The following is a 23,461-nucleotide window of genomic DNA, read 5'->3' as shown; positions in this document are numbered from 1 at the left end:
AGCTTCCGAAAGCGATCGGTTTAAGGGACCAGCCACTCCCCCTTCCATCCAGCCCGATCTGGCAAGATGGTGATCCTGGCACGACGATGCCCGGTATTGGCTAAGTACAGCCAATCAAATTCAGTGACGGTTATATAAAGAACGGCAAAGTTCTGCCGTGCTGGCGCGATTTGGTCAGCCGTTGGATTGATGCCTTCCGCCCAACCGGGCAATCCAGAGGTTTGCCGCGCGCTTACGCTGCTCGGCCCTTGTTCGGCGAGATAGCACCGCTTCGCAAAATTTGTCGCCTCGTCCCAGATAGCATCAATATCCGCCCCTGTCGTTTTGACAGCGCCAACACCGCGCACCCGGATTTGGACCTTCGCTTCTGCATCATATGCCAAAACCGCCATCGCCGGATCGTTTGCGATACGACCGATTTTTGGGCTTCGTGCGTCAGTATGGAGGCGCAGTTGATAGGTGGCAGCATTAAACTCGCGCAGCACCATTACCCTCAAATCACCATCGGACGTTCCAATCACGGGGGTGTGCATAGGTGACTTGCGGCTTCGCACAGCAACGCCCAAGCGGTCCTGTATATCTTGGACAACGGTATCAAATGACATGTTCATAATTCTGCATTGATAGAGCAAACACCGAAGAGTCAATGATGCCGCTGAGCAATCGAATCATTCAGAATAATTGCCCTCAAAATTAACATAAGCATTTACACTTTGTTCAGTTTCAGGTCAGTTTAGATGAACTAGAAGACAGTCATCAACAGGGCCGCAAGGTGGGCGCGGCAACGAACCGGAGAGCCGCATGACTATTAAAGAACTACTTACCGCAGGAAGCGCTTCAGCTCTCGCTCTGGCGATGGCAATGATCGCAGCCCCTGCCCCAGCGAATGCCGCTGCGGCTGAGACCCAACGCGCGGAACGCGGCGATCGTGATCGCCAGCAATCGCGCCAAGCCAATCGCGGCCAGCGCCAGCAAGCCAGACAACAGAATCGCAGTCAGAGGCAGCAGGCTAGACAACAAAATCGCAGCCAAAGACAAGGAATTCGACAAGGCCGTCAAGCTGCCCGTGATGGTCAACGCAACATGCGCGGCAATGCCGTCGTGCCTACGGAGCGCCGCCAACGGGCCGAGCGCCGCCAAAACCGTGTAGATTCGGGCCAACGCAACGCTCAACGCCAGAATGTTAGACAGCGGACGACTGAACGCCGTGACCGCCGCGTTGAGCGGAGGGTGGATGGACGGCAGAACCGCGTCGACAATCGTCAAGATCGGCGGGCGCAGCGACAAACAAACCGCCGTGCAAATAACGCAAATATCAACCGTGTGCGCGAACAATCGGCGAGGAATGATCGCAGAAACACTCGTCGCGATGCCAGACGGGATACTCGGCGGGATGTACGCAGAGACGCTCGCGGTACCTATAGAAGAGACGCCAGGCGCGACTACCGCAGGGATCGCAGCCAAACACGGCGCGATTACCGCCGGTGGAACCGTAACCAATGGCGTAAAAGCAGCCGGTATAACTGGTACAACCACCGCCGGTATAACCGCAACACATTCCGCCTTGGTCGCTATTATGCACCGTTCCGCGGCCACCGTTATAGCCGAGTGAATATTGGATTTTTCCTCGACTCGGTGTTTTTCGGAAACCGGTATTGGGTCAATGATCCTTGGACCTACCGCCTGCCAGAAGTGTACGGCCCCTATCGCTGGGTGCGCTACTATGACGACGTAGTGTTGGTGAATATCTACACTGGCGAAGTGCTGGATGTGGTTCACGACTTCTTCTACTGAGTTCGTCACTCCTAAAAATGAAACGCCCTTGCCTTAATTGGCGGGGGCGTTTTGCGTTAGTGGCTGCAAATCCCACGCTTGATGCAGCAATCAGTCCTGCTAAAAACCCGCCATGGCCAAGACAGCAACAATTCCCGACCGTGACGCCCTCAAACGTGTAGGAGCCGCTGTAAGAGCTCGATTAGAGGACGATCCGAAGGCCTATAAAATACCAACGGAAGAGGCAGAGATTTATGCAATCGGCGGTTTTCTGACAGCACCAGAATGCACCCGACTGGTCACGATGATCGACGTGGTGGCCAAGCCCAGCGAACTCTATGATCAGGCGTATTCAACCGGCTTTCGCACCTCGTTTTCCGGCAACCTTGATCCGCACGATCCCTTTGTGGCCGGTATCAGCCGCCGAATTGATGACTTCCTTGGCATCAAGGCGGAATGCGGCGAAGCGATCCAAGGGCAACGCTATCTGCCCGGACAAGAGTTCAAGGCGCATAATGACTGGTTTTACACCGACCAAGAATATTGGAAAATGGAACGGAAGAATGGTGGCCAACGCAGTTGGACCGCGATGATTTTTCTTAACGCGGTCGAAAAAGGTGGCTCCACCCATTTCACCACTCTGCAAATGAACATCGCCCCCCAACCTGGTGTATTGCTGGCGTGGAACAATGCCGACCCATCGGGTGTGCCCAATGAAAAGACACTGCATGCTGGCACTCCGGTCGAGGAAGGCACCAAATACATCATCACCAAATGGTACCGCACGCGTAAATGGGGCTGAGCCTATTGTGAGGCCAGCGCCTCTGCAATCAATCGCCGCGAATTCTCAATTCCATACAGCGCGATAAAGCTACCCATTCTAGGTCCCTGTTCAGAACCAAGAAGTGTTTCATACAACGCGCGGAACCAATCTCGCAGATTTTCAAAACCAAATTCTTCGTCTTTGCCGATCTCATAGATCATGGTTTGCAAATCTTCAGGCGCCGCATCCGCTGAAGCTTCAGACAGAGCCGAATCAAGCGCCCGCAGAGCAGCTGCTTCATGGGCGACAGGTGGCCGTTTCTTAAGCGTAGGTGCGACGAAATCACGGTTATATGCTAGCGCGCTTTCCACCAGTACATCGACGGATGGGTGTTTGGCGGGGTCAGCATCCTCGATATAATTGGCAAGATACGACCAAACTTGGTCGCGGCTGGCTTCTGCACCCAAAACACCAACCAGATTGAGCAACAGGCCATATGTGACAGGCAACTTGTCGCCAGCACCTGGCGCATCGGGTCCGTCAATCTTGGAATTCGCACGCAGCAAATGCCACGCTGGATTGCCCAGCTGCTTATCCAGCGGTTGATCTTTGAGCCGTTCCCGGAATTGCCAATATTCGTCGACCGCGCGCGGGACGACGCCGACATGCAATTGCTTTGCGCTTTTCGGGTTGGGGAAGATGTAGAAGCCCAGCGATTCCTCGCTGCCATAGGTCAACCATTCATCAATCGTCAGGCCGTTGCCTTTCGACTTTGAAATTTTCTCGCCATTCTCGTCCAAGAATAATTCGTAGATCAACCCATCGGGCTTACGGCCGCCCAGTACCTTGGCAATTTTGCCCGACTGGATACCCGTATCGGTCAGATCTTTGCCGTACATTTCATAATCGACACCCTGCGCCACCCAGCGCATCGCAAAGTCGACTTTCCATTGCAGCTTAGCTTGGCCGCCCAATACCGATTGCTCGATCACCGATCCATCCTCATCGGTAAACTGGATCATGCCTGCATCAGCATCAACAACCTCTACCGGCACTTGCAAGACCACCCCGGTGGTCGGGCTGATCGGCATAATCGGTGAATAGGTCGCTGCGCGTTCCGCACGCAATGTCGGCAACATAATGTCCAAGATGGCTTGATTATTGCGCAATACATTCTTCAGCGCGTCATCAAATGCGCCGGAATTATACCGGTCTGATCCGGCCACAAATTCATACTCAAACCCGAACCGGTCAAGAAATGCCCGCAGCATCGCATTATTATGCGCGGCAAAGCTTTCATACTTCTCAAACGGGTCAGGAATACGGCTCAGCGGCTTACCCAGATTTTCGGTAAGCATGGCTTGATTGGGTAGGTTATCCGGCACCTTGCGCAAACCGTCCATATCATCACTAAATGCGACGAGACGGGTCGGCGCACCGCCGGTCAAAGCTTCATATGCGCGGCGCACGAAGGTAGTACGCAGAACCTCTTGAAAAGTACCGATATGCGGCAAACCCGAGGGGCCATAACCTGTTTCAAACAGCATAGGCGACCCATCAGGTTTTCCATTGGGAAACCGTTTCAACAGGCGCTGAGCCTCCTGAAATGGCCATGCCTTGGATGCTTTTGCGGTATCGATCAATGTGCTGTCAGTCATGACAACGCCTTTTGCGCGCTTCGCGTCATGTTGCAAGCGCGAACAGCAAAATCATACGAAGCGTGGCCGGTACACATTCGGCATTTTTTGAATGTGTGACCTTTGGGTATTTTTGACGATATTTCAGACAATTGCCAGCCAATCTTACAGCGAAACTGTGACCTTTACAGCGGTAAATGTGTGACCTTTGGTGAGGTGCTGCGACACCATAAATACCGAAAGGCGCATCATCTAACAGGTTCGGGGGTACAATCATCGGACCGGCCTATATCCGCCAGCCATGAAGTAGGACAGTTTGGGTCCGTTGGCGGACGGGCAAGGCACCGGCTGTGCAGCACTGGTGCTCTCCATGTTTACTTTACAGCGCCCTGTTTCCATAGCTGCTGGATGGCAAGCATGCTCCCCTCTCTGCCGGCCCTTCACGCCAGTCATGCTGGAACCTGGCTGCGTGACGCGTCTGGGAACACACGCGGCCTATCCAAAGGGGAAGCAATCATGGCGGCGGCTGACACGCCGATCTTGCTATTGAATGCCCCGCTGGTTGCCACACGGCTGGGTTATCCCGATCTGTCCGGCCTTGATTTGCTGGAATTGTTTGCATTCATCTATCCTGCACGGTTTTGCGTGCCCACCCCCAAGGGCTTGGCTGCCGCATTGGATTTGGAAGAGCCGCAAAGCGATGATGCCATTCCGGCATTGTTACAGACAGCAGCGGCGGCGATGCTGACCCATTGCGAAAGTGACACATGGGCGCAGCGCGATGGCGCGTGGTCATCACTGCAATCGCTTACCAAAATGCGCTGGCCATGGGCTGCTGTTTTGGCATCGCACATATCGCGGCCGGAAAAGGCAGAACGATGGCTGTTTACCAAACTGCCTGAGTGGGAAGAAGCACCCGAACGCCCCCAACCTGCCCAAGTGCAAATCGATGATTCTGCGGTGGCGAACCAACTGGACCATCTAACCGGTGTCGGCGCAGAAAGGCGCGACGGACAGCACCATTATGCCAAGGCAGTGGGGCAAGTCTTTGCCCCGCGCGACGGACAAAACCGGCCCCATATTCTCCTCGCCCAAGCGGGCACGGGTATCGGCAAGACGCTGGGCTATCTGGCGCCTGCATCATTATGGGCGGCCACTGCACGCGGAACTGTGTGGGTTAGTACGTTCACCAAGAACTTGCAGCGCCAATTGAAATCCGAAAGCCAGAAAGCATGGCCTGAACAGCGTTCTGATGGCACGCGTCCGGTTGTCATCCGTAAGGGCCGGGAAAACTATTTGTGTCTGCTCAATCTGGAAGATGCACTGCAAGGCGGATTTGGCGGGCGGGCAGCGATTTTAGCACAGCTGGTGGCGCGCTGGGCCAGTTTCTCCCGCGATGGGGATATGATCGGTGGTGATCTGCCCGGCTGGCTCGGCACTTTGTTTCGCAAACGCGGAATTGCGGCCCTGACCGATCAACGCGGCGAATGTGTCTATGCCGGGTGCCCGCATTACCGGAAGTGCTTTATCGAACGCTCTGCCCGGGCCTCTGCTCAGGCAGATCTGGTTATTGCCAATCACGCCTTGGTCATGGTCAACGCAGCAAGAGGCCGCGACCATGCACAGCGCCCTTCCCGGATCATTTTTGACGAAGGCCATCATGTTTTTCAGGCTGCTGATTCCACTTTTGCAGCAACTCTGACCGGGCAGGAAGCAATCGAGCTGCGCCGCTGGATCATCGGGCCGGAACGCAAATCGAAGGGCCGGCGGCGGGGCCTTGCCGCGCGGTTGGCAGATGTGGCCAGCTATGATGGCGATGGCGGTGAAGCGATCGAGGCCGCCATCGAAGCGGCGCAAGCCCTGCCCTCTGATGGTTGGTTGCAGCGGCTCCACGATAACGAAGCCTCCGGTCCGTTAGAGCATCTGCTGGCGGCTGTCCGCACGCTGACCTATGCGCGCGATGAAAGCGGCGGGCAGGAAGCGGGTTACGGCATCGAAACAGAAGTCGCACAATTGCCGGGCGAATTCATTGAAGTCGCTGGCAAGGCGCAAGCCGCCCTGGGTGCCATCCGTCACCCCTTGGTCAAGCTGGGCTTGCGGCTGGAAGCGGTGATTGAAGACGCGCCCGATTGGCTCGACCAGCAAGGCCGGGCGCGAATTGAAGGGGCGCGGCATTCGCTGAGCTGGCGCGTGGATTTGCTGCTTGCGTGGGAATCGCTGCTGAGCCGGATGGGCGGCCCCGCCGACCCTGAATTTATCGATTGGCTTGCGGTTGATCGCGGCGATGCAAGAGAATTTGACATCGGCATTCATCGCCGCTGGCTCGACCCGATGAAACCTTTTGCCAAAGTGGTGTTGGAACCCTCGCACGGGGTGATGCTGACCTCTGCCACCTTGCGTGACGGGGATCAGTGGGACAGCGCCATTGCCAGCAGCGGAACGCCGCATCTGGATGTCGAACCCAAATTGTCAGCGGCTGAAAGCCCGTTCGACTATGCCAACCGCGCCGAAGTGCTGATCGTGACTGACATCAAGCGCGGCGATCTGGCCGGTTTGGCCGGTGCCTATGCCCGGTTGATAGAGGCAGCGGGCGGCGGCGTGCTGGGCTTGTTCACGGCCATCCGGCGGTTGCGGGTTGTTCACGGGCGGATCGCCGACCGGCTGGCCCGCGCGGGCCTGCCCCTGTTCGCGCAGCATGTTGATCCGATTGATACAGGCACATTGGTTGATATTTTTCGCGATGATGCGCGCGCGTCTTTATTGGGTACCGATGCATTGCGTGACGGCGTTGATGTGCCGGGCGAATCTTTGCGCTGCGTGGTGATGGAAGCTGTCCCCTGGCCCAAACCCAGCATCCTGCACCGCGCACGCCGCGCCGCGGGCGGTGGAAGCGCCTATGATGATCGCATGATCAGGGCGCGGCTTGCTCAGGCATTTGGCCGGTTAATCCGCACCAAAGAGGACCGCGGGCATTTCGTCGTGTTGTCCTCCGCATTTCCCAGTAGGCTGCTGTCAGCCTTTCCAAAAGGGACACCCGTTATACGTTTGACGCTGGAGGAGGCTTTACAACGCGTGGCAGAAGGTGTTTCGGATATTGTGGAAACCGCCCAGCCCTATGGCGCCATCGACATTGACGAGGATTCTATTCCGTTTTGAAAACGCTTGCACTTCTACGACACGCCAAATCTGACTGGGACGATATTGGAACGCGCGATTTCGATCGCGGGCTCAATGATCGTGGGCGTAAAGGCGCAAAGCTGATCGGCCGGCATATCCGCGAATATGGCACTAAATGGGATGTAATCCTCGCGAGCTCGGCAGAACGGGTGCAGAGAACGCTAGAGGCAGCGATGCCTGATGCACAGCCGACCTTCGACAAGCGCCTATACCTTGCCAGCACGGACACCATTGTTGAACTGATCCAGGAAAATGCCGGGAATGCTGACACTGTCCTGATCGCGGGCCACAATCCCGGCTTGCAGGAAATGCTATTCCTGCTGGTGCCGCCCGCTAAAGAAAACGCCTTGTTCGACGCGGCGGCAACAAAATATCCCACTGCGACGTTGGCGGTGTTTGAGCTGGATATAGATGATTGGGCAGACCTGAAGTCCAATTGCGGCAGCTTGATACATTTCAAACGCCCCCGCGATCTTGATCCGGAATTGGGGCCTGACGGCAACTAACCTAAAGCGTGACGCGGAGCTGACCCGCGCAGCGAGGCCCCGCTAAGCGCCTGCATTGCCGACCACGAAGCACGCCGCTGCCATCAATCCCCCGGCGAACCGGTTGGAGCGGAACCGGTCGAGCGGGTTGGAAGCGTCTTCTGTATCGAGAGTGGCAACCTGCCACAGCAAATGCAGAGACACCGGCAACAATGCCAGCAGCGCAACCGGATCTGGTCGCAGCAGCCAAAACGCCAAAATCCACAGGCTGATCGCGCCAAGATAGAACACCGCCACACCGCTGCGAACCTTACCGCCCAATCGCAATGCGCTGGAACGGATACCGACCAAGGCGTCATCTTCCCGGTCTTGCAATGCATAGATTGTGTCGAACCCGATAACCCACAGCGCAGCACCAGCGTATAGCGCAGCCAAGGCATCCAAATGGTCGCTACGCATGGAAAACCAGCCGACCAAGGCGCCCCATGTAAAGACCATTCCCAGCCACGCTTGCGGCCACCAAGTGATGCGTTTCATGAACGGGTACCCGGCAACCAGCGCAAGGCTGGCCAAGGCAATCAGCTGAGCCTCCCACCGCAATTGCAGCAATACTGCCAAGCCGATCAAACACAGCGCGACAAGCCACAACCAAGCGGTCGTTTTGCTCACCCGCCCACTGGCCACCGGCCTAGCGGCGGTTCTGGCAACCTTGCGGTCAAGTTCCGCATCAATAATGTCATTATAGACGCAGCCCGCCCCGCGCATGGCGATGCTGCCAAGCAAAAATAGCAACAGCAATTGCCATTGCACACCCGTGCCCGTCAGCCACAATCCCCACGCACACGGCCAGAATAACAGCCACCAACCAATGGGCCGGTCAAACCGGGCCAACTGCGCAAGATCACGCGGCAATTGCGGCAATCGCGCGATAATCCCGCGATGCTGGGTGTCGGGTACAATGGTTTCAGAACTGTCAGTCACGCTGGCGCCTTGCGGTAGCCAAGATAACACAATCCCAGCATTGTAAGATTTCCGACCAAATCAATCAGGCCGACAAACGATAATACCGGCACCACGATGTAGAAGTAATAGTTGAAGACCAAGAACGGGATTAACGCCAAACCCAGAGCCAGAAACGTGCGCCGGGTAAAGGTCGCCGTAAATGCGATAATGCCAAACAACACCGCTTGAGCCCCAAAACACGCCACCATGAATGTTACGATGTAATCTTGGCTGTGAAATTCCGGCTGTATGGTCAGATCAATCACCGATTGCGGCAATAGCAGGCACCATCCCCCCAAAATCAGGAACACCGAACCAATCAGATATTGTATTGCCCGCACTGTCATAGGCTTCATCTAGCGATTTGGCGTGGTTGCGTCTAACACTTCATCCATGCCCGCTACCCCCGCCTGGCCGCCCAAGAGCGCACCCCGCCTGTTTGTTGAGCAGCCCCTATCTGCTGACGCGCATATTACCCTTGCCGCAGGTCAAGCGCACTATTTGATCAAAGTGATGCGAGTGCGCGAAGGCGACATCGTGATCCTGTGCGACAATCAAACAGGCGAATGGGCTGCCACCGCCAGCGCCGTCGGCAAACGCGACGCAACCTTGACAGCGACGCAGCATCTGCGCGGGCGTGAGCCAGTGCCCGATTTCTGGCTGTGCCCTGCGCTGCTGAAGAAGGACCGCTTTGACCTCGTGCTGGAAAAGGCAACTGAGTTAGGGGTTAGCCACATTCGACCGGTGGTGACGCGGCGATGCGTAGCGGATAAGCTCAACGCAGACCGTGCCAAAACGCTTGTCACCGAAGCTGCCGAACAATGCGCGCGCACTGCGCTGCCGGAAATGTCTCCGGTCGCAAAACTATCCAGCCTGTTGGCAGACTGGCCGACCAATCGAACGCTGTTCTTCGCCGATGAAAATGGCGGCGCACCTGCTGCCAAGACATTTGGTGCAATCAGCGGTCCAGCAGCCCTTATCACAGGGCCGGAAGGGGGCTTTGATGATGCTGAAAGAGAGATGTTGCTTGCCCATCCCCGCGTCAAACCTATCACGCTGGGCCCACGGATCCTGCGCGGTGAAACCGCCACACTGGCTGCGATTTCGTTATGGATGGGCGTTGCCGGTGATTGGTAAGACATCCAGCAGGTTGCAAAAAATTCACCGGCAATTGAAAAACTCTGGCCAGTGCGGCCTCCGTTGCCTATCGCAACTGGCATGAGCACGCGCGACGAGTCCGGGACAACTGACCCCATTATCGAAAGCCGCGACCAATTGGTTGCACCCATGCAGGCGGGCGAAAAGCCGGTCAGTGATTGGCGGATCGGTACCGAGCACGAGAAGCTGGTTTATAAGAAAACAGACTTCCGCGCTCCGTCTCATGGTGAACCATGCGGCATCCGTGATCTGCTGCTCGCGCTGCAACAGTTTGGCTGGGAACCCATCGAAGAAAATGGCGAAGTTATTGCCATGCGCGGCCCCGATGGAACGGTGAGCCTCGAACCCGCTGGCCAGCTGGAACTGTCTGGAGCACCGCTTGATAATTTGCATGAAACCTGCGCTGAAACAGGCCGTCATCTCGATCAGGTGAAAGCCATTGGCGAGAAATGCGGCGTCGGATTTCTCGGCCTTGGTATGTGGCCCGACAAGACCCGTGAAGAATTGCCGATCATGCCCAAAGGGCGGTATGGTATTATGCTGCGGCATATGCCTACGGTTGGTAATCTTGGCCTCGATATGATGCTGCGGACTTGCACCATTCAGGTCAATTTGGACTATTCATCCGAAGCCGACATGGCGAAGAAATTCCGGGTTGGTTTGGCCCTGCAACCCTTGGCGACAGCGCTGTTTGCCAATTCGCCCTTCACCGAAGGCAAGCCGAACGGTTACCTCTCCTATCGCAGCCATATTTGGTCGGACACCGACCCGCACCGGACCGGGATGCTACCCTTCGTTTTCGATGATGATTTCGGCTATGAACGCTATGTCGATTATATGCTCGACGTGCCGATGTATTTTGTTTTCCGCGACGGAAAATACGTGGATGCTGCGGGCCAGAGCTTCCGTGATTTCTTGAAGGGTGAATTGCCCGCCCTGCCCGGTGAAAAACCGCGTGAAGGCGATTGGTGGGATCATCTTTCAACCGCATTTCCCGAAGTACGCTTGAAAAGCTTTCTTGAAATGCGCGGTGCGGATGGCGGCCCGTGGAGCCGCATTTGCGCCCTGCCAGCATTCTGGGTTGGCTTGCTGTATGATCAGGGCGCGCTCGATGCCGCGTGGGATCTGGTCAAAGACTGGTCGATGGAAGAACGTGAGGCATTGCGGAACGATGTTCCCAAACATGGCCTCGCCACTCCCGTGCCCGGCGGCGGCACGCTGCGTGACCTGGGTGTGGAAGTGCTCAAGATCGCCCGATCTGGCCTATCTGCACGCGCCCGGCTGAATAGCAGTGGTGACAATGAAACAGGTTTCCTGGAAACGCTGGATGAAATTGTCGCTAGCGGCAAGGCCCCCGCACAGCGTCTGCTGGACCGGTATAATGGCGAATGGGCTGGCGATATTGAGCGGGTGTATAAATACAGCTTCTAACGAGCCCCGCCGGATTTACTCAGCCGGTTGATGCTGCTGGATAACCGGGCCACGCGGGCGAAACACGCGTTTCAACTTGGCGAGGCGGCTGGTGATAACGCCGTGCTCCTCCATCCATGCGTGATATTCCCGGTATTTCGGATCTTCCTGCAACAGATGCGCTTCCTCTGTTTTCGCGCGCCAGTAATAAATCCCGCTGACAACCGCCAAGAAGAAGGTGTTACGAACGACATCGACCATGGAATGGCTGTTCACCAGGAACGGCATGGTTGCGCACCACCAGAATGTGTTTTTTGACAAATAGGCGGGATGGCGTGTGAAACGGTATGGCCCGTTGGTCAGCACCCCGCGATAGGTCAGATTGGAAAAGCGAAGGCCGAAAGCGATGGTCGCCCAAGCATAGGCTGCCGTCAGGAAAATCAACCAGAAAGCCCAGCCATACAGCATCACACCATTGCCAGCGAACCAATGGGTCCAACCCGGCGTATTCACCTCATAGGCAATCATGCCCAGCTGGCCGTTAATATTGCCCATGAAGGCAAACACCATCGGCGGATAGCACAGCAACGCTGCAACCCAGCCCGCCAAAAACGGGTTCCCGCTGCGGATGTGTGCATCCAGCGGCCTGACCGTGACCAGATATCCAACCGTACCGATCTGCACGTCGATCAGGAACAGGAATGCAATCATCATCCCGCCAAACCGCACCGGATCACTCATCACCCCGGTCATATCGACAGTTACCGCATAAGCGAAACCACCCGGCAAAATGGAGATCATGAAAGCGCTGAAGAAGCCCTTGATAATCCACGCGCGCCAGTGCTTTTTCACTTCCTCAATGTCGTATGCTTCACGAGCGAGCAGCATCGCACCGAAGTGCCACAAGTGATCACGCGGATTGACCATCACACGGTCGATCCACAGGACGTAAGGAACAGACAGCACGAATAGCGGGATAGCGGCAGCGCCGATCACCTCCATCGCAAACAGATATTGGCCGTCCCAATACCACCGCCCGACGCAGTACAAAAAGCCGATAATCGCCCATGTTGCCCATAGGCCGGCGATTTTGGTCGTTGTGATATTTTTGATTGCAGACGCTGGACGCGGGTTATCCCAGTCGATCCCGGTGGAAGGGTTCCGGTGCACCTTGTCCACCAGCAATGACCACAAAATCATGGGGCCAGCCGAGAACAACAGCGCTGCCAGTGCGGCATAGGGACCAGACAGCGGCTCACGCGGTCCGGGCAGGTTCATTGCCTCGGCAATCGGTGCGTAATTGCGGCAGAATATGATCCACGCAATCAGTCCGAATAGACCAACAAATCCGACAGCTGCGGACACATCGCTCTGGGGTGGCCGGGGAACGGCGACCGCTTGTGTTTCAGGTTCAGTCTGGCTCATGCCCCATCGCATACCGAAAAACGGTTAATTCATCGGTAACGGGTGCAGATATGCGGGCAATCTACCGCAGTGCAGTAATGCGCCCGCTATCATCAAGAATATACAGCGTTTGGTTTGCAGCGATTGGAGCCAATGAAATCGGCTCTTTCATATCCATAAACAAGCTGCTCGACCCTTCGCCAATGCTGATCCGGTGGAGCTCACCCTCTGTACTCGCTGCCCAAAGAGAATTGCCAGCCAAGACGGGTCCAGTCCAAAAAATTGGACCTTCTTTGTCTTTCGCATCCTTGAACCGCTCCATCTGAGTGATCCAGCGGATCTTCCCGGTAGCGCGCGCAATCGCAAGCATCCGCGCATCATCGGTTAAAGCGAAAATCCATTCACCCGCGATTGCCGGTGTGGAAATACCAGCAACAGTAATTTCCCAAATCCGCTGTCCGGTAACCAGTTCATAAGCAGCCATGCGGCCGCCCTGACCCAGAGCATAAACACGGCCCTGATCAATAATAGGATCAGCATCAATATCCGTCAGCGCACCCACTTCGGTGGAGATTGATGTCCGCGCCAAAGCGTCTGACCACAATGTCCGGCCGTTTTCGTAACGGTATGCGGCGAGTTCGCCCGAGCTATACCCTGCAATGATGGTACCTTGCCCTGCGGACGGTGCTGCGACACCAAATACGCCGGCTTGCGTGCTTGATCCCGATTCAGACCAAAGATTGCTTCCATCCGTTGTGCTGAGGGCAACAATCTGATTGTCCTGCGTCATCACGAATGCAGCATTGAATGCCACAGTTGGCGCACCGCGCAACGGACCCGCCGGTTTGGCTTTCCAAATTTCAGTGCCGGTAGACGCGTCCAGCGCGACGACTTCGCCGACACCATTGGTCGCATAAATGCGCCCGCCATTATAGCTGGCCCCGCCGCCAAATGCGGATGATTCCAAACCATCCCCCACGGTCATGCGGTACGTCCAACTTTTTGCGCCGCTTTGCGCGTCAAACGCATGGACCACACCACCGGTATCAACCGCGAACAGTTTACCACCACCCACTACGGGTGATGACGCCAACCGGCGGCGGTTGGTTGAGCCGGCAATATTGGCCGTCCAGGCAATTTTGGGGTTTTCTGCCAACGCCACATGGCCATTGGATTTCCCGGCATTGCCTCCTGCCTGTGCCCATTCGCTATTTACGGTAGGTGGCGGCAACACCACCGACAGACCGGCAAGTGCGGGGTCAGCCGCAGCGCCATTGACGATTCTCGACAAGACAGGAACCCGATTACCGACAGTCGGTGTGGTTTTTTCGTCTCCGCCACCGCCGAACAAACCGCCACTACACGCGGCCAAGCTGCCGATCAGCGCGAGGCCGGCAGCTGCGCGGCCAAAACTAGCAAAATGAATACCAATCATTGTGTAAGAAACATCCTATCCATGCCGCGCAATTTATTGCGCTGGTGCAGCCGGAGCTGCCGCTTCATTCGCGCCAATTTCTTCAAGAACTTCATCGACGTCTTCGATTGCATCTACGCCCAGCAACCCAGCCAGCTGGCGAGTGCGCGAACGGAGGCTTTCAGGCACATCTTCATTCTTGGCGATTTCAGCCAGCAACGTACCAGCTTCTGCCCGCTTGCCCTGCTCCAAATAAGCCATCGCGACCATTTCACCCGCGCTGCCGAACCAAGCGTTACCAGGAACTGCCATCGGCTTCAGCCGCTCAATCACTTCTGCCGGATCGCGTGTGTCATAGGTGGCGGAAATTTCACGAATAGTTGCCAAATCACGCAGAACTTCGGGGGCGTCTGAATCGCCGGCGACTGCGGCGAATACCCGTGCGGCCTCTTCAGCTTTGCCTTGTTCTTGCGCAATGCCGCCTTGCAGCAATTGCGCCGCTGCTTTGGCACCGCCGTTGCTTTCGCCAATCAATGGCTCCAGCGTTGTAGTCGCAGTTTCCAGATTACCAGCCTCCAGCTGATCCAGCGCACTGGTCAGCACTTCGGAATTTTCTTCCATTTTGGTTTGCTGCAGACCATCCCAATACAGATAACCACCAAATACAGCCAAACCCAAAATAATGGCGGCGATCAGCGGCTTGCCATATTTCTCGGCAAATTCTGACATTTGATCCTGGCGAACGGCTTCGTCCACCTCCCGCATCAAAACGTCTTCCTCCGCCGCTTTTTTCTCTTGGCGGGAATTGCTCGGTGAATTTGGTGTCGTCGGTGTTAGGGCCACGGGTGGCTCACCCCATTTATCTGCTAATGTCGGAGCACCGTCTTTAGACTATGAGCCAAGCGATGCAATTCATGTTTGCGTTGCTGTCCCCCGCAGCGTGAACATCACGTGAAGCAGCCAACTAAACGCCGCCCTATTTTCGAACGCTGACGCCCATTGCTGATGAGTATAGCCGCCGATAGGTATCTATCATTCGGGCTTCATCAAATTCCGCGAGCGCTTTGACGCGGTTGGCTTCACCAAGAGATTTTCTGAGCGCTTTATCCGCCACCAAGGCTTCCAAAGCGCTGGCCAGATTGGAAGCGTCATTTTCTTTGACCACAAACGGACGGTTAGGTTCGCTCACCATATCGGATACATCGCCTACGTCGGTCGACACGACGGGTATTGCCGCTGCCATCGCTTCCAGGACGGATAGTGGAAATTGTTCCGTATCTGAAGATAGCGCAAAAATATCGAACAGACCGATGAACCGTGCCGGATCGGCTGCAAAGCCGGGCAAGTGGACGCGGTGACCAATTTCAAGCCGGTCAGCTTCCGCACGGATCGCATCTTCTTCAGGGCCCTCGCCCACGATGACCAATTGCCATTCCGCTGGTAGACCAGCGAAGGATCTTACCAATTTGCGCAAGTTCTTAACCGGCCGGAGCCCTGCCAGAGTTCCCACCCAGAATTCATCCGGCCGCTTCACTATGCCGCGCAGTGCGTCAGGCTTGGGCTTCTTGGCAAATTTCTTGGTATCAATGCCGTTGGGAATACGTTTCACACGGCCCATCGGCTGATCCCAAACGTCCAACGCCACTTCTTCCAGCACTTCGGAGGGGACCACCAAACCTGATGATTTACCCAGCGCGATCCTGCGATAAAGGTTTCGCGAGGCTTTAAGCTTTTTCTGCTCGTCCTCGTTGAACCCGTCTTCATGATGGATAAGCGGCGGCAACTCTAACATGGTGCTGAACAATGTATGCGCCATAACGGCATCCATTGCCCCCCAATTATATGTCAGAACCAGATCATATCCCCGCATCGCGCTCGCCAATTTGTGCAGCCTACCGGGTGTTGGCCGGCCGCTAAGCGATGGGAAGTTTTGCGGATAGGTAACTGAAAGGCCGGAAGAAATAAGCTGAGCAGCTGCCATTCGTTCAGGCATTGCTGACACAATCGCATGGCTAAATGCACCACCAAACGCATTGATCAATTGCGCGCAACGGACCTCTTTACCGCCCGCCGAAAATGTCGAATGGAGATGCAGAATACGCGGTTTGGCCGCCGGGATCTTAGTCATACTGCTTGGGCCACCAGATCATCAATAGCAGCGATTGCGATGCCTTCTTCCAGCAATGGTGCATGGCCAATATCAGGCACTGTCACAGATGTGGCTTTGGGTAAGCGAGCCAACATCTCGGCCATAGTTTTTTCTGTCAGCAGGTCCGAAAATGCGCCGCGGACAATCAATGTCGGGGTATCGGCCAAAGCCTCTAGCGCGGGCCATAGGTTTGGCGGCGCGGCGCCATCATCATCCTGAAACGGTTCAGCGATATTCATGTCATAATCGAACGCGATGCGCCCGTTTTGCTGAACAACCATGCCGCGCTTTGCCATTTCCAGCCAATCATCAAGGGTAAATGCCGGAAAAGAGGATGCGTGCTCCTCTTCCAACGCGCGCGCTGCGTGCATCCATGAAGGATAGCTGCGCCCCTGCCCGACATATTCACGGATGCGCTCAATCCCCTTGGGGTCAATTTCCGGACCAATATCGTTCAGAACAACACCGGCAAACCGGTTGGCATCGGCAAATGCCATCAACATCGTCATCAAACCGCCCAAAGACGTGCCCACCGCGATGAAACGTTCAATACCCTCTTTGGCCAGCAAGGCCTCCACATCACTGACATAAGTGAGCGGATTATAGGTCGCGAAATCCTTGGCGTATTCACTTTGCCCGCGGCCCCGCATTTCGGGAACCAGCACCGTATGATTTTCTGACAAGTGCCGCGCCAGCACCGCGAAATCCCGGGAATTGCGGGTCAATCCGTGCATACAGATGATTGGCGGTGACGTGTCACCGGTGCCGCTGCGTGCCTCATAATGGCGATAATGTAGCTTGAGACCGTCCGGGCTTTCCCAAAAACGGCTGGTGTATAATGTGTCCATGCGGCGGAGATGTCCCTATTTCTCTTAGCTGGCTGCCTTGCGCCTAACGATCCTTATCCCCATTATCGCTGCATGAAGGCCGAACCGCAAGCCGCCGCCTACAGGCCTGACCCAAAACTGTTGGAATTGGCTGATTGGTTGGGTGATCCTGTCCTTTCTGCAGACTTTCCGATGACCAAGACGCGCTTTCGTCATGATCTGCATGATGCCAGCGTTGGCCTCGGGGATCTGTCTGCTGCTGCGTGGGAAGAACATTTCGGGCGATTCGCGCCGTTGTCGCAGAATCTACCGCAGCCTCTTGCGCTCCGATATCATGGCCATCAATTTCGGGTCTATAATCCGGAGATCGGCGACGGGCGCGGGTTCTTGTTCGCCCAACTACGTGATGCACAGGGCCGCTTGCTTGATCTGGGTACCAAGGGGTCTGGCCGGACACCGCATAGCCGGTCGGGTGATGGCAGGTTAACGCTCAAAGGCGGCGTCCGCGAAATTCTGGCCACCGAAATGTTGGAAACGCTGGGCGTAAACACCTCTAAAACGCTGTCTATTATCGAAACCGGCGAAGAATTGACCCGCGGCGACGAACCGTCTCCTGCGCGTTCCGCAGTCATGGTACGTCTCAGTCATGGTCATATTCGCATCGGGACTTTTCAACGGCTATTAGCGCTGGAAGAGCCAGATCATATGGCCGCGCTGGTCGATTATTGCCTGGCAAACTTCCCCGGGCCGCCGCCGCCTGAAGATGCGCCGGGCCGTGATGAGCCCGCCGTCCAGCTGATGCACCAATTGGTTGAACGAATGGCAGATTTGGCCGCCAGCTATATGGTCGCCGGCTTTGTCCACGGTGTTCTCAATACCGATAATATGAATATTACCGGCGAAAGTTTCGATTATGGCCCGTGGCGCTGGCTGCCAAAGTGGGATCAAAGCTTCACCGCCGCATATTTTGATAGCTCCGGCCTATACGCATTTGGCCGCCAGCCGGAGGCTATCCATTGGAATTGCGGGCAATTTGCGGTCGCGCTGAGATTGCTGGCAGACGCCCCTCCACTGATTGCTGCGTTAGAGCGCTTTGGCCCCCTCTATATGGAGGCAATCGCGCGCCGCTGGTGTTGGCGGATGGGCGTACATTCACAAGATGCTGAAACAGACGCGCAGCTGGTTGCAGTCTGTGAACAGGCCATGCGCAGCAGCGGAGAGCAGCCGGACAGCTTCTTTTACACTCATCGGGGCGGTCAAAATGCCCGGGGGGCGCTGGCAGAGGCGTTCCGGAATTACAAAGCTGTGGATGATCCGCATCCCTATTGGACTGACAACGCACCAGAAACGATGTTGATCGACGAAGTTGAAACCCTGTGGGATGCTATTGCGGAACGCGATGATTGGGGGCCGCTAAATGACAAGATTGCAGCCCTGCGCCGTATGGGCGAAGCGCATGGCACTCCCCCAACCCCGCGCGGCCATATCACAGGTGATGATCGCAGCAATTGACCTTGGCGGAAGGGACACTAGAAGCCTTTGAAACAATGATTTTTGGTCGTATGATCCGGGTCTAGGACCTAGATGATCCAGGCCCCCATGACACTGAGAGAGAATATCACCGTGGCGCAGACAGAAATCATCTCTTTCGAACCCGCGACCGGTGAAGAGCTGTGGCGTGGCAAAGTGGGCGATGTTGACGCAGCAGTTGATCGTGCTCGCCGTGCTTGGCCGGAATGGGCAGCCAAGCCGCTTGCGACGCGGATTGAACTGTGCCGCCGCTTCGCCAACGAAGTGCGCAAGGAATCCGATAATCTTGCAGAATTAATCGCCAAAGAAACCGGAAAGCCGCTTTGGGAAGCCCGGACAGAAGTTGAATCGGTCATCAATAAGGTCGATATTTCCGTGACAGCTTTTGCGGAGCGGACTGGCCAGAAAAAACTGAACAGTGCCCTGCAAGGGACTGCCGCGGTCCGCCACAAGCCGCACGGCGTAATGGTTGTTCTGGGCCCGTATAACTTCCCCGCGCATCTACCCAACGGCCATATTATTCCTGCCTTGATTGCTGGCAATGTCGTGATCTTCAAGCCGAGCGAGAAAACTCCGGCGGTGGGACAATTGCTGATGGAATGCCTAAGCAAGGCGGGCATCTCCGCTGCTGTCGCCCAATTCTTTGTCGGCGGGCCGGAAGAAGGCAAAGCGCTAGTCGCCCATCGCGGTGTTGATGGCGTACTATTCACAGGGTCTGCGCAGGCGGGCATTGCGATCAATAAAAAGCTGGCGACCAATCCTGGCAAAATTGTGGCTTTGGAAATGGGCGGCAACAACCCTATCGTGGTCATCGATACGCCCAAGATCAGCGACGCTGTTACACTGATCGTCCAATCAGCTTTCACCAGTGCCGGCCAGCGCTGCACAGCCGCACGGCGGTTGATCATTACAGCCGACATGTACGATCCAGTGATTGAAGAACTGAAGGCCACAGTCGGCAGGTTGATCGTGGGTGAGCCCTTTGCTGATCCCGCGCCGTTTATGGGGCCGGTGATTGACAACGCCTCTGCAGACCAACTGGTCGAAAGCTTCCTGTATCTGTTGTCAAATGGCGGCAAAGCCATCCGTCATATGCAGCGCCCCAACGATAATTTACCCTTCATATCACCGGGCATTATCGACACCACAGCAATGCCAGACCGTCCGGATGTGGAATTGTTCGGGCCGCTGTTGCAGGTCATCAAAGTAGACGATTTTGATCAAGCCATCATCGAAGCCAATCGCACACGGTTTGGTTTGTCAGCATCGCTGATTGGCGGCAGTCCGCAAGATTATAACCGGTTCTGGGCTAATATTCGTGCCGGTATCATCAATTGGAACCGGCCCACCAACGGCGCGTCCTCCAACGCACCATTTGGCGGAATTGGATTATCAGGCAATCACCGTCCGGCCGCGTTTTATGCAGCGGATTATTGCGCTTATCCGGTGGCAAGCACGGAAATGGACCAGCCACGTGCCACTATCGGCGTTGGCATGAAACAGTCTTAATTCCTGCGCTTAATTGCCGCTGGTGATCAGATCGATCTCGGTCACACCAGAAGGCAACTGGCGGCCATATACAACATAGCTACCGCGCCCTTTGGTGCCGCTGACAATGCGGTCACCATCATATGAGACATGTTCGGAAGAATAGCCCGCAGACAGCGCCCGGCTGTGATAGAAAGTCAGCACATCATCAAGCGGTACCGGCGTCAAGTAATTGACCACGCGGAGCGAACAGTCACCCGCATCGGTTCCTGCAGCTTCTTTGGTGGTTCCGCGCGGATACACAGGAAAATCGGCTGGTAACTTCGCGGCCCACGCTGCGGAATACTCTGCCTGCTCGGCGCAGTTTGCACCGCCCGGTGTGGCTGCCGCCCGCGCTGCTGCAGTCAATGTTGATTCTTCAGGAATTGTCTGACCTAGCTCCTTGGCCGCAGGCAGTTCCTTGAACCCGTCGCTTCCGCCAACCAACGCAAAGGCAGCTTCGCGTGCAGCATTGATCGCCTCCGGCGTCATATTCTCCGCCGGGATAGATTGATCCGTCCCGCCGGTGAGAACCGCGTTGGCCTCGTTCTGGTTGGCCAGATCTGGATCAACCATAATCTGGTCATTCAGCGCCTGCTCCGCCGCCGGATCCATTTCGCCCACAACCTCTTCCTCAGCGCCGCTGCTGCACGCTGCCAAAAGGGTAATTGGACTGATCGCTAAGAAGAGTGATGAACGCTTGATCATGGGGAACTCCGGTAATTGATATCCCTGCATCACTCTGCAGAGTTAACGACATATTGCACGGTAGAGTTAAGATTTTGGATGTCCCGATTAGGGAAGGAAACAAGCCAAAACTTAACTTGGTAATTTTGGAAAAGCCCCGCGCTGTAAGGGTGCGTTAAAGGGGCTGATTGCCAAACATTGACAACCAAGCCCCTTCCACAACCCATAGGGGCCGCGCCTTGGCTGTCGGTGGGAACAGCCGAAGATATGCGCCTCACTGTAATTCCCAGCGCTATTTGATGTTCATATATAGAGTGCTTTTTATGAATAGACTGCAACAGGAGCGTCAGGATCGCATCCGGTAGGAAAGTTTTTGATCAACCAGCCAACTAGCTGCCGCTTGCCGGTCTATAATGCCCGGCCTAAGGGCAGCGGGTGCCTCAAGCCGATTCCAATTTAGAAACACCCAAATCTGGGCTGCCTCCCGCTCTCGCAGCCTATGTGATGTGGGGGTTTCTGCCGCTTTATCTGATTTTAGTGCAATCTGTGCCCCCGTTTGAATTTGTCGGCTGGCGGATCATCTGGACGCTGCCCTTTTGCCTGCTGATCGTCTTTCTTAGAAAACAGGGACAAGACCTGATCGCCGCGCTGAAAGACAAGCGCAGCCTGCTGATCCTGACCGCGAGTGCCACATTGATCGGGATTAACTGGCTGGTCTATGTTTGGGCGATCCAGAACGGCAATGTCTATGCCGCCAGTTTGGGTTATTACATAAATCCGCTTCTCAATGTGGTATTAGGCACGATTGTCTTGGGCGAAAGACTGAACCGCAAACAATGGTTGGCGGTGGCTTTGGCCGCAACCGGTGTCGCGATCTTGGCATCGGGCGCACTGACGACCTTGTGGATCAGTCTGACACTTGCTTTCAGTTTCGGCACATACGGGCTGCTGCGCAAACAAGTGGCGGTGGGTTCACTGCCCGGTTTGACCATCGAATCAGCAATATTGCTGATTCCGGCCAGCCTCATTGCCTTGTATTATGCGGGGCTGCCGCAAGGCAGCGCGTTTGGCGGCGATATCCAGCTCAGCTTCTATATTATGCTCGGCGGCGTATTTACCGCTGTACCGTTGCTTCTATTCGCAGTCGCAGCCAGGCGGATGGATTATTCGACGTTGGGCTTTATCCAGTTCCTCGCGCCGACAATCGTCTTCTTGCTCGGACTGTTCGTCTTCAAAGAAGAATTACAGACAGCCCAGCTCATTTGCTTCCTGCTGATCTGGACGGCGCTGTCGATTTTCGTCTGGGATTTATGGTCTCGCCGGAAGAAACCCGACATCGCCTAATCCCTCAGGCGAATTGCCATTCCAAACGGTCACCAGCGTGAAACGGTACGATCTCCGTCCCGTTAATATCAAGCGATGCGGGAATGTCGGCACCACGACGGCGAAGGGTAACCGTGTCCTCATTCACCGGCAGATCATAGAATCGCGGCCCATTGAGCGACGCAAACGCCTCAAAATGCTCGATTGCTCCCTCTTCCTCAAACACAGCGAGATAGCTTTCGAGAGCGAACGGAGCGTTGTAAATACCCGCGCAGCCGCACGCGCTTTCCTTATCGCCTTTGGCATGGGGGGCGCTGTCAGTTCCCAAAAAGAACTTGGCCGATCCCGATGTGACTGCCTTGCGCAGCGCCAGACGGTGTTTTTCCCGCTTGGCAACGGGTAAGCAATAGGCGTGCGGACGCATCCCGCCCACCAGCATGGCGTTGCGGTTAATATGCAAATGCTGCGGAGTAACCGTCGCCGCGACACTGGGGCCCGCCTGCTCCACAAAATGCACGGCATCTTCAGTGGTGATGTGTTCAAACACAACTTTCAAATCCGGGAACTTGCCCACCACCCGCTTCAAACTGCGTTCGATAAACACTTTCTCCCGGTCGAAAATGTCAATGTCATGGTCGGTCACTTCGCCATGAATCAGCAGCGGCATTCCGATTGACTGCATCCGCGCAAGCACATCATCCAATGCCGCAATATCGCTGACACCATGCGCAGAATTGGTCGTAGCATTCGCTGGATATAATTTGGCTGCGGTAAACACGCCCGATGCAAAGCCGCGCTCAATCTCGTCAGGATCGGTTTGATCCGTCAGATAACAGGTCATCAAAGGGGTGAAGCTCATCCCCGCAGGGATCGCCGCAACTATCCGCTCGCGATAGGCCTCCGCAGAGGCGACGTCAGTGACCGGAGGGGAAAGGTTAGGCATCACAATTGCCCGCGCGAATTGCCGCGCTGTATGCGGCACGACACCGCGCATCACATCGCCATCGCGCAAATGGACATGCCAATCATCAGGGCGGCGAATGGTGAGTTCGTTCATAGTATGCGATGCTTTCCTGTATCAATGACACACATGGGACAGTGTTGTGGCAGAAAACTATCTGCGATCCGTTAGCCCGCGTGCAGCGCACCATTGGCATATTTCAGCGCCTTAGGACAGTACCAGTTGCGCCAAGCG

Annotated in this window: 22 protein-coding genes; 10 read left to right on the top strand and 12 right to left on the bottom strand. The window is 55.8% G+C overall.

Annotated elements, in window-relative coordinates; all coding sequences use genetic code 11:
• Window positions 1-20: 20 nt before the first annotated feature.
• Both HKD42_RS02925 and HKD42_RS13275 read right to left on the bottom strand, forming a co-directional pair.
• Complete coding sequence (locus HKD42_RS02925; RefSeq protein ID WP_246236693.1) at window positions 21-611, bottom strand: PNPOx family protein; 591 nt, start codon at window positions 609-611, stop codon at window positions 21-23.
• 226 nt (window positions 612-837) lie between these two features.
• The gene (locus HKD42_RS13275; RefSeq protein ID WP_246236691.1) at window positions 838-1,266 is read right to left on the bottom strand and encodes a hypothetical protein; all 429 of its coding nucleotides are present in this window, start codon (window positions 1,264-1,266) and stop codon (window positions 838-840) included.
• A 79-nt stretch (window positions 1,267-1,345) separates the two neighbouring features.
• Here HKD42_RS13275 and HKD42_RS13270 point away from each other — a divergent pair, with 79 nt between their 5' ends.
• The 3 genes from HKD42_RS13270 (at window position 1,346) to HKD42_RS02915 (ending at window position 2,575) form a co-directional block, all read left to right on the top strand.
• Complete coding sequence (locus tag HKD42_RS13270; protein WP_246236689.1) at window positions 1,346-1,612, top strand: hypothetical protein; 267 nt, start codon at window positions 1,346-1,348, stop codon at window positions 1,610-1,612.
• Window positions 1,609-1,794 (top strand): RcnB family protein, encoded by a 186-nt coding sequence (locus HKD42_RS13265; RefSeq protein ID WP_343042149.1) that lies wholly within the window; start codon window positions 1,609-1,611, stop codon window positions 1,792-1,794. The genes HKD42_RS13270 and HKD42_RS13265 overlap by 4 nt, the downstream gene beginning before the upstream one ends.
• A gap of 112 nt (window positions 1,795-1,906) precedes the next feature.
• On the top strand, window positions 1,907-2,575 hold the full coding sequence (locus HKD42_RS02915; RefSeq protein WP_170010144.1) for a prolyl hydroxylase family protein: 669 nt from the start codon (window positions 1,907-1,909) through the stop codon (window positions 2,573-2,575).
• A gap of 2 nt (window positions 2,576-2,577) precedes the next feature.
• Here the strand turns inward: HKD42_RS02915 and HKD42_RS02910 are convergent, their stop codons facing one another.
• Entirely contained in the window at window positions 2,578-4,194 is a 1,617-nt protein-coding gene (locus tag HKD42_RS02910) for a lysine--tRNA ligase (protein ID WP_170010142.1), read from the bottom strand.
• A 387-nt stretch (window positions 4,195-4,581) separates the two neighbouring features.
• On the opposite strand from HKD42_RS02910, the gene HKD42_RS02905 reads away from it, so the two are divergent.
• Window positions 4,582-7,329 (top strand): ATP-dependent DNA helicase, encoded by a 2,748-nt coding sequence (locus HKD42_RS02905; protein ID WP_170010140.1) that lies wholly within the window; start codon window positions 4,582-4,584, stop codon window positions 7,327-7,329.
• Complete coding sequence (locus HKD42_RS02900; protein ID WP_170010138.1) at window positions 7,326-7,856, top strand: SixA phosphatase family protein; 531 nt, start codon at window positions 7,326-7,328, stop codon at window positions 7,854-7,856. The genes HKD42_RS02905 and HKD42_RS02900 overlap by 4 nt, the downstream gene beginning before the upstream one ends.
• Before the next feature lie 42 nt (window positions 7,857-7,898).
• On the opposite strand, the gene ubiA is transcribed toward HKD42_RS02900, so the two are convergent.
• Together ubiA and HKD42_RS02890 are read right to left on the bottom strand one after the other, a co-directional pair.
• A complete protein-coding gene (gene ubiA, locus HKD42_RS02895) occupies window positions 7,899-8,816 on the bottom strand; it encodes a 4-hydroxybenzoate octaprenyltransferase (RefSeq protein ID WP_170010136.1) in 918 nt (305 codons plus the stop codon).
• Window positions 8,813-9,184: a hypothetical protein gene (locus HKD42_RS02890; RefSeq protein WP_211483480.1), complete on the bottom strand. Its 372-nt coding sequence runs from the start codon at window positions 9,182-9,184 to the stop codon at window positions 8,813-8,815. The genes ubiA and HKD42_RS02890 overlap by 4 nt, the downstream gene beginning before the upstream one ends.
• Window positions 9,185-9,230: 46 nt before the next feature.
• Here HKD42_RS02890 and HKD42_RS02885 point away from each other — a divergent pair, with 46 nt between their 5' ends.
• Window positions 9,231-9,974, top strand: a complete 744-nt coding sequence (locus HKD42_RS02885) for a 16S rRNA (uracil(1498)-N(3))-methyltransferase (RefSeq protein WP_170010132.1) — start codon at window positions 9,231-9,233, stop codon at window positions 9,972-9,974.
• 81 nt (window positions 9,975-10,055) lie between these two features.
• Complete coding sequence (locus tag HKD42_RS02880; RefSeq protein WP_170010130.1) at window positions 10,056-11,426, top strand: glutamate--cysteine ligase; 1,371 nt, start codon at window positions 10,056-10,058, stop codon at window positions 11,424-11,426.
• Window positions 11,427-11,441: 15 nt separating this feature from the next.
• Here HKD42_RS02880 and HKD42_RS02875 read toward each other — a convergent pair whose 3' ends face one another.
• The 5 genes from HKD42_RS02875 to HKD42_RS02855 all read right to left on the bottom strand — a co-directional run bounded on the left by HKD42_RS02875 (window position 11,442) and on the right by HKD42_RS02855 (window position 17,220).
• Window positions 11,442-12,830: a methyltransferase family protein gene (locus HKD42_RS02875; protein WP_170010128.1), complete on the bottom strand. Its 1,389-nt coding sequence runs from the start codon at window positions 12,828-12,830 to the stop codon at window positions 11,442-11,444.
• A 61-nt stretch (window positions 12,831-12,891) separates the two neighbouring features.
• Window positions 12,892-14,244, bottom strand: a complete 1,353-nt coding sequence (locus HKD42_RS02870) for a PQQ-binding-like beta-propeller repeat protein (RefSeq protein ID WP_170010126.1) — start codon at window positions 14,242-14,244, stop codon at window positions 12,892-12,894.
• A gap of 33 nt (window positions 14,245-14,277) precedes the next feature.
• Window positions 14,278-15,066 (bottom strand): tetratricopeptide repeat protein, encoded by a 789-nt coding sequence (locus HKD42_RS02865; RefSeq protein WP_170010124.1) that lies wholly within the window; start codon window positions 15,064-15,066, stop codon window positions 14,278-14,280.
• A 133-nt stretch (window positions 15,067-15,199) separates the two neighbouring features.
• Window positions 15,200-16,351, bottom strand: coding sequence for a glycosyltransferase (locus HKD42_RS02860; RefSeq protein ID WP_170010122.1), 1,152 nt, complete (start codon window positions 16,349-16,351; stop codon window positions 15,200-15,202).
• A complete protein-coding gene (locus tag HKD42_RS02855; RefSeq protein ID WP_170010120.1) occupies window positions 16,348-17,220 on the bottom strand; it encodes an alpha/beta fold hydrolase in 873 nt (290 codons plus the stop codon). Before HKD42_RS02855 ends, HKD42_RS02860 begins: the two co-directional genes overlap by 4 nt.
• Before the next feature lie 72 nt (window positions 17,221-17,292).
• Here HKD42_RS02855 and HKD42_RS02850 point away from each other — a divergent pair, with 72 nt between their 5' ends.
• Entirely contained in the window at window positions 17,293-18,711 is a 1,419-nt protein-coding gene (locus tag HKD42_RS02850; protein WP_170010118.1) for a protein adenylyltransferase SelO family protein, read from the top strand.
• A gap of 72 nt (window positions 18,712-18,783) precedes the next feature.
• Entirely contained in the window at window positions 18,784-20,238 is a 1,455-nt protein-coding gene (gene astD / locus HKD42_RS02845; RefSeq protein ID WP_246236687.1) for a succinylglutamate-semialdehyde dehydrogenase, read from the top strand.
• A gap of 9 nt (window positions 20,239-20,247) precedes the next feature.
• On the opposite strand, the gene HKD42_RS02840 is transcribed toward astD, so the two are convergent.
• Complete coding sequence (locus HKD42_RS02840) at window positions 20,248-20,964, bottom strand: hypothetical protein (RefSeq protein WP_170010116.1); 717 nt, start codon at window positions 20,962-20,964, stop codon at window positions 20,248-20,250.
• A 414-nt stretch (window positions 20,965-21,378) separates the two neighbouring features.
• On the opposite strand from HKD42_RS02840, the gene rarD reads away from it, so the two are divergent.
• Window positions 21,379-22,287, top strand: a complete 909-nt coding sequence (gene rarD, locus HKD42_RS02835; RefSeq protein ID WP_343042147.1) for an EamA family transporter RarD — start codon at window positions 21,379-21,381, stop codon at window positions 22,285-22,287.
• A gap of 4 nt (window positions 22,288-22,291) precedes the next feature.
• Here rarD and pyrC read toward each other — a convergent pair whose 3' ends face one another.
• Entirely contained in the window at window positions 22,292-23,323 is a 1,032-nt protein-coding gene (gene pyrC, locus HKD42_RS02830; RefSeq protein WP_170010114.1) for a dihydroorotase, read from the bottom strand.
• Window positions 23,324-23,461: the final 138 nt, after the last annotated feature.

The sequence above is a fragment of the Pontixanthobacter rizhaonensis genome, from assembly GCF_012972675.1.
GTDB classification, from domain to species: Bacteria; Pseudomonadota; Alphaproteobacteria; order Sphingomonadales; family Sphingomonadaceae; genus Pontixanthobacter; species Pontixanthobacter rizhaonensis.
Note: the sequence above shows the minus strand (reverse complement) of the source record. Positions and strands in the feature narration are given on the sequence as shown.